This window comes from Streptomyces sp. NPDC056527, from assembly GCF_042794475.1.
Taxonomy (GTDB): Bacteria; Actinomycetota; Actinomycetes; order Streptomycetales; family Streptomycetaceae; genus Streptomyces.
Genome location: NZ_JBHTTQ010000060.1, coordinates 36,874 through 43,633 on the forward strand (window position 1 = coordinate 36,874; position 6,760 = coordinate 43,633).

Genomic DNA, 6,760 nt, shown 5'->3' on the forward strand with positions numbered 1-6,760 from the left:
TGAATCACCGTTCAGACCTTCACGCCAGAGGCGGGCACGCCCTGTCGGGCCGGATGCGGGACGCGACCCCGGCGCATGTGCCCGGGGCCGCGTCCCGTCGTCAGGCCTCGCTGTCGGACGGCCGCGGTGCGCGGTGACCGGCTCGGCCGCGATGAGGGAGCGGGGAAGGCCGCGGCCCGGTGGGTGTCGACGGGCCTGCGCCGACGGAGTGGATGATCATCGTCGGCGCCCGTAGGGTCAGGGCATGGTCGACGAGCAGGTGGGGCGGGGTAGCGGGCGAGGTCCTGGGCGGCCCCGGGAGGAGCGGGTCACCCGCGCGGTGCTGGACGCCGTGGTCGCGCTGGTGGCCGAGCAGGGCATGGGCGCGGTCACGATGGACGCGGTGGCCGCCCGGGCCGGGGTCAGCAAGCCGTCGATGTACCGGCGATGGCCGACCAAGCAGGACCTCGTCATCGCCGCCGCCGAGTCGCGGGTCGGTCCGTTGACCGTTCCGGACATGGGTGACTTCCGTGCCGAGCTGCGAGCCGTGCTCACGGCGCGTCTGGAGGCGTACCGCACTCCGGGGGTCGACCGGCTGCTGGCCGGTGTGATCGGCACCGCGGCCGACGCGGGCGCCGAGCGCGGCGCGTACGGGGAGTACACCGCGCGGGTCGCGGCGGAGACGCGGAACATCTTCGAGCGGGGGATCGTGCGCGGCGACGTCGACCCCGGTATCGACGTGGAGGCGGCGGTGACGCTGGTCGCCGCCTCGCTGCTGTTCCGGATGATCGCCGAACAGCGCATGCCCGACGAGCGGTTGGTGGACGCGGTGGTCGACCTCATCGGGCGCGCCGTCGGCGCCGCGCCCTGACGGGGCTTCCTCCTCGGTCTGTACCCGGCGGGTTTCTCGGGCGAGGAATTCGTTACCGGCAGTTTTGAATTTGGTGGCCGCAACCCCTTGCCGACGGCGTCGGCGCATATCAATACTGCCGGTATCGAATCTTCGAGCCGTTCGGAGGGATCATGGACGCCACCGTCGCCGCCCCCAAGCCCGTACTCGACAAGCCCCTGATGTACTACGGGACACGTGTGCTCGACCGCATGTCGCCCGGCACCCCGGAGACCCGGTACGAGATCCTCGACATCACCCCGCTCACTCCGCACTTCGGTGCCGTGCTCGGCGGCGTCGACCTCACGCAGGGGATCGGCGAGGCTCTCGCCGAGGAGCTGCGGCAGGCGCTGCTGGAGTGGAAGGTGATCTTCTTTCGCGGTCAGACCGGCTTCACGGCCGAGCACCAGCTCGCGCTGGCCGGCCTCTGGGGCTCGCCGGAGCCCAACCCGTTCTTCCCCGGGACCGAGCACGCCGGGGTGTCCCGGCTCGCCAAGGACGCCAAGTCCAAGGGGAACAAGAACATCTGGCACAGCGATCACTCGTTCATGGTCAACCCGGCCCTCGGCTCGGTCCTGCGCGCCATCGAGGTCCCGGCCGCCGGTGGGGACACGATGTGGGCGGACATGGGCGCCGCGTACGACAACCTCTCGGAAGAGCTCAAGGAGCGGATCGAGAACCTCACCGCGGTCCACGACTGGGAGCCCAGCTGGGGCGCTCTGATGAACGGCGAGCAGAAGGCGGCCTTCCGCGAGAACTGGCCGCAGGTCGAGCACCCGGTCGTCGTGCGCCATCCGCGCAGCGGTCGCAGGACGCTCTACGTCAACGAGCCCTTCACCACCCGCATCGTCGGCCTCTCGGACGCCGAGAGCCGTGAGCTGGTGGACGAGCTGGTGCTGCAGGCCCGCATCCCCGAGTACCAGATCCGCTTCCGCTGGGAGGCCGACTCGATCGCGATCTGGGACAACATCGCCACCCAGCACTACGCGATCAACGACTACTACCCGCGACGCCGGGTGATGGAGCGCATCGCGATCGAGGGCGTTCCCCTCTCCTGATCCCGCGCATTCCCGGTCCGGGGCCGGCAGCCGGCCCCGGGACCTCGAATCCCGCTGTCCTTCAAGTCCTTCCTGCCCTTCCCCTGCCCTCTCGCCCTCCCCGCCCGGCAACGACGCCGGCCGCACCCCTCCGGAGGATCCGTGACCGCCGCTGACACCACGTCGAGACAGCTCGGCGATCCGACGTCGGCAGGCCGCGGTACCAGGTCCCGTGCCTGGACCGTCACCGGTCTGCTCGTCGTGTTCATGATGATCAATTTCGCGGACAAGTCCGTGCTGGGACTGGCGGCCGACGAGATCCGTGCGGATCTGAGCCTCAGCGCCACCCAGTTCGGCCTCGCCAACAGCGCGTTCTTCCTGCTCTTCTCCATCGCCGCCGTCGTGGTCGGCCTGTACGCCGACAAGGTGCGGCCCACCACGGTGATCCTGATCATGGCGCTGCTCTGGTCGGTGGCCCAGGTGCCGCCCGCCATCGGCGGCGGGCTCGCCGTGCTGATCGGCTCCCGGATCATGCTCGGCGCCGCCGAGGGTCCCGCGTTCCCGGTCGCCCAGCACGCCACGTTCAGCTGGTTCCCCGACCAACGGCGCAACCTGCCCGGCGCCCTGGTCACCCTCGGAGTCACCCTCGGCGTGGTCACCGCGGCCCCCGGACTCACGTGGATCATCGACAACCACCACTGGCGCACGGCCCTGTGGGCGCTCGCCGCCATCGGACTGATCTGGGCGGTGGCCTGGCACTTCCTCGGCGGGACCGGACCGCACCGAACCGCTGACGCACCGGCCGGCGCCGAGACCCCCGAAGCGGCCGACGAGCGCGTCACCTACCGGCGCATCTTCTCCACCCCCACCTGGCTGGCCGTCACCGCCGCGTACTTCACGTGCTATTGGGCCGTGGCACTGATGCTGGTCTGGCTGCCCTCCTACCTGCACAACGGACTCGGCTACTCCTCCGCCGAAGCCGGCCGCCTCGTGGTGCTCCCGTGGGTGATGGGCGCGGTCGTCCTGCTGACGCAGGCGGGAGTCACCGGATCGCTGATGCGGCGTGGCGTCAGCACCAAGTGGGCGCGCGGCGGCGTCGGCGGTGCGACACTCACCCTCGGCGCGGTCGCATGCCTCGGTGTGCCTCTGGTGGACGGCGCCGGCGCCAAGACCGCGCTGCTCGCCATCGGATTCGGCCTCGCCGGATCCTACGCAGCCGTCGCGGCCACCACCGTCTCCGAACTCGCGCCGCCCGGCCGTGCCAGTGGGGCCCTCGGCGTGATGAACGCCGTGGTCACCACGGCGGGGCTGGCCGCTCCCGCCATCATCGGAATCATGGTCGACAGGCAAGGCCCGGACGGCTACCAGAACGCTGTGATCATCACCGGCGCGATGCTGCTCGTCGGTGGGCTGCTCTCCGCCACCCTCGTCAACCCGTCCCGCGACCGGGCCCGGCTGCGCGCCTGATCCTCCAGGGCGAAGGCGCAGGAAGCACTGCCGCGCACTCGACGGCGCAGCGCAGCGTCCCGCCCACCCTTCCGGCCATCCCCACCATCGACCAGGAGTTGAAAGCGCATGACCTCCGTCACCGCCCTCGACACCGCACAGCTGGACCGCGCCGTCGCCGAACTGCGCGCCGGCGCCGAGACCTGGACGGCCTCGCCGATCGCCGAGCGGATACCGCTGCTGGAGCGCATGTTGCCGCGGATCGCCGCACGCGCGGCGGCGATGGTCGCGGACGCAGCCGCGGCCAAGGGCTTCGCCCCCGACTCCCCGTGGGCCGCCGAGGACTGGATCGGCGCCCCGTGGGCCCTCGCCCAGGGGGTGAGCGCCCATCTGCACGTGCTGCGCCGGATCGCCGCCGGCAAGCCCCCCGTCGACCCGGGGGCCGTGCACGAGCGCGACGGGCGCGCCGTCGTGGACGTCTTCCCCGCCACCGGCTGGGACACGCTGCTGCAGAACGGGACCAGCGCCCAGGTGTGGGCCCTCCCCGGCACCACGGCGCGGCAGGTCCTCGACAGGGCCGCCGGGGAGTACCGGGGACGCGCCGGCCGACCAGCCGTCGCGCTGGTGCTGGGCGCGGGCAATGTCGCGGCCATCACCCCGCTCGACATCCTGCACAAGCTCTACGCCGAGGGGCAGACCGTCATCGCCAAGATGAACCCGGTCAACGCCTACCTCCGCCCGCACTTCGAGCACGTGCTCGGCGAGTTCGTCGACCAGGGCTGGCTGCGCTTCGTCGACGGAGGCGCGGATGTCGGGGGCTACCTCGCCGCACACGACCTCGTCGACTCCATCCATGTCACCGGGAGCGACCGTACCCACGACGCGATCGTGTGGGGCACGGACGAGCAGGCCGCCGAACGCCGCCGCACCGACAGGCCGCTGAACGCCAAGCCCTTCAGCAGCGAACTCGGGGGTGTCACACCGTGCATCGTGGCGCCGGGCGACTGGAGCGCCGCCGACTTCCGGTACCAGGCCGAGCACATCGTCACCAGCAAGATGAACAACTCGGGGCACAACTGCGTCGCCAGCCAGATCCTGATCCTGCCCCGTGACTGGGAGGGCAGTGACCGGCTGCTCGGCGAGATCCGCCGGGTGCTGCGCGAACTGCCGCCGCGCACCGACTACTACCCGGGCGCGGAGGGCAGGCTGGACGCGGTCCGGGCCGCCCATCCCCAGGCGGAGGTGCTCGGTGAAGGGAACTGCCGGGTCCTCGTCCCCGATCTCACCGTCGAGGACGACGTCATGCTCACCGACGAGGTGTTCGGCAGCGCGCTCGGCGTCGTCCGGCTGCCGGGAGCCGACGCGGACGTGTTCCTCCGCGAGGCCGTGGACTTCGCCAACGACAGGCTGCCCGGCACCCTGGGCGCGACGCTCATCGTCCACCCCGGGACCGAGCGTGCCCACCGCGCCGCCGTCGACTCCGCCGTGGCGGGGCTGCGCTACGGCACCGTCGGAGTCAACGCCTGGTGCGCGATCGGCTTCCTGCTGGGGTACACCCCATGGGGCGCGTACCCCGGCCACACCCGGCAGGACATCGGCAGCGGCGTCGGCTTCGTGCACAACGCGTATCTGCTGGAGGACATCGAGAAGACGGTGGTCCGCTCGCCGTTCGCGCCCGCCCCTCGCGGCCTGTTCACCGGCTCGCCGTCACTGGCGCCGCGTCCGCCGCACTTCGCGACCAACCGCACAGCCCTGACGACCCTCGAGCGGCTGACCCGTTTCACGGCCGCACCATCCGCCGCCAAGCTCCCGGGCCTCTTCGCCTCCGCCCTGCGCGGCTGACACCTCCGCCCCAAGACACCTCCCTCGGACCCGAAGCAGTCACATGAACCTCGCCGAGAACCTCCGGCGCGCCGCCGCCGAGCACGGTCCCCGTACCGCCGTCGAGCTGGGCGCAAGCGCTCTCACCTACGTCGAACTGGACACCCTCTCGGGCCGGTGCGCCGCGCTGCTCACCGGCCGGGGCGTCAATCCGGGCGACCGGGTGGGCGTGATGCTGCCCAACACCCTCGACTTCCCCGTCCTTTACCACGGCATCCTGCGTGCCGGTGCCGTCGTCGTCCCCATGAACCCGCTGTTGAAGCCCCGGGAGATCGCCCACTACCTGCGGGACTCCGGCGCGGTGCTGCTGTTCGCCGACGAGATGTGCGCCGCGGACGCGGTGCGGGGCGCCGAAGGCACCGCGGCGGCCGTGGTCCCGCTCTCCGCGGGTACGCTCACCGAACTGCTCGCCGGGCATCCGGAGCCGGCGGGCCCGCAGCCTCGTGCCGACGACGACACCGCCGTCCTGCTCTACACCTCCGGGACCACCGGTTCCCCGAAGGGCGCCGAACTCACCCACGCCAACCTGCTGCGCAACGCCGAGATCTGCGCGCGCTCGCTCTTCCGCCTCACTCCCGAGGACGTGATCCTGGGCTGCCTGCCGCTGTTCCACGCGTTCGGCCAGACCTGCGCGATGAACGCCGCCGTCGCAGCGGGGGCCCGGCTCACCCTGATGACCCGCTTCGTCCCGGCCGATGCACTGCGGACCGTCCACGACCGGGGCGTCACCGTCTTCGCCGGCGTGCCCACCATGTACGCCGCACTGCTCACCGCTCGTACCGCGCAGTCCGAGACACATGACACGGCCACCCTGCGCCTGTGCGTGTCCGGCGGTGCGTCCCTGCCCGTGGAGGTGCTGCACGGCTTCGAGAAGGCCTTCGACACGCCGGTGCTGGAAGGCTTCGGGATGTCGGAAACCTCGCCCGTCGCCTGCTTCAACCACCTCGACCGCCCGCGCAAGGCAGGCTCGGTGGGTACTCCGATCGAGGGCGTCGAGCTGTGCCTGATCGACGTTCACGACGGTGTCGGGGAGCTGTGTGTGCGCGGCCACAACATCATGAAGGGGTACCTCGGCCGTCCGGAGGCCACCGCCGAGGCACTCCGGGACGGCTGGCTGCGCACCGGAGACCTCGCACGCGTCGACGAGGACGGCTACTACTACATCGTCGACCGCAAGAAGGACCTCATCATCCGCGGTGGCTTCAACGTCTACCCGCGCGAGGTGGAGGAGGTGCTGTACGAACACCCCACTGTCGCCGAGGCGGCGGTCTTCGGCCTGCCCCATCCGACCCTCGGCGAGGAGGTCGCGGCCGCGGTCGCCCCGCGCCCCGGGGCGGACGTGACGACCGACGAACTGCGGGAGTTCGTACGGGAGCGTGTGGCACCGTACAAGTACCCGCGGGAGATCAAGCTCGTGGAGGCGCTGCCGAAGGGCGCCACCGGCAAGATCCTCAAGCGGGAGATCGTATTCGGCGACGTGTGACCCATGACGGGCGCCGCCGGCAGGCGGCGCCCGGCCCCCACGTCG

The 6,760-nt window shown here is 71.4% G+C and carries 5 protein-coding genes; all 5 read left to right on the plus strand.

Features of this window, described 5'->3' with window-relative positions:
- Positions 1-244 precede the first annotated feature (244 nt).
- Positions 245-850, plus strand: a complete 606-nt coding sequence (locus ACFQ7Q_RS25105; RefSeq protein ID WP_383558923.1) for a TetR/AcrR family transcriptional regulator — start codon at positions 245-247, stop codon at positions 848-850.
- A gap of 152 nt (positions 851-1,002) precedes the next feature.
- The gene (locus tag ACFQ7Q_RS25110) at positions 1,003-1,926 is read left to right on the plus strand and encodes a TauD/TfdA dioxygenase family protein (protein WP_383558925.1); all 924 of its coding nucleotides are present in this window, start codon (positions 1,003-1,005) and stop codon (positions 1,924-1,926) included.
- Positions 1,927-2,067: 141 nt separating this feature from the next.
- Entirely contained in the window at positions 2,068-3,372 is a 1,305-nt protein-coding gene (locus ACFQ7Q_RS25115) for an MFS transporter (protein WP_383558927.1), read from the plus strand.
- Positions 3,373-3,480: 108 nt separating this feature from the next.
- Positions 3,481-5,193: an aldehyde dehydrogenase family protein gene (locus ACFQ7Q_RS25120; RefSeq protein WP_383558928.1), complete on the plus strand. Its 1,713-nt coding sequence runs from the start codon at positions 3,481-3,483 to the stop codon at positions 5,191-5,193.
- A gap of 43 nt (positions 5,194-5,236) precedes the next feature.
- Complete coding sequence (locus ACFQ7Q_RS25125) at positions 5,237-6,715, plus strand: long-chain fatty acid--CoA ligase (protein WP_383558930.1); 1,479 nt, start codon at positions 5,237-5,239, stop codon at positions 6,713-6,715.
- The last annotated feature ends 45 nt before the right edge of the window (positions 6,716-6,760 follow it).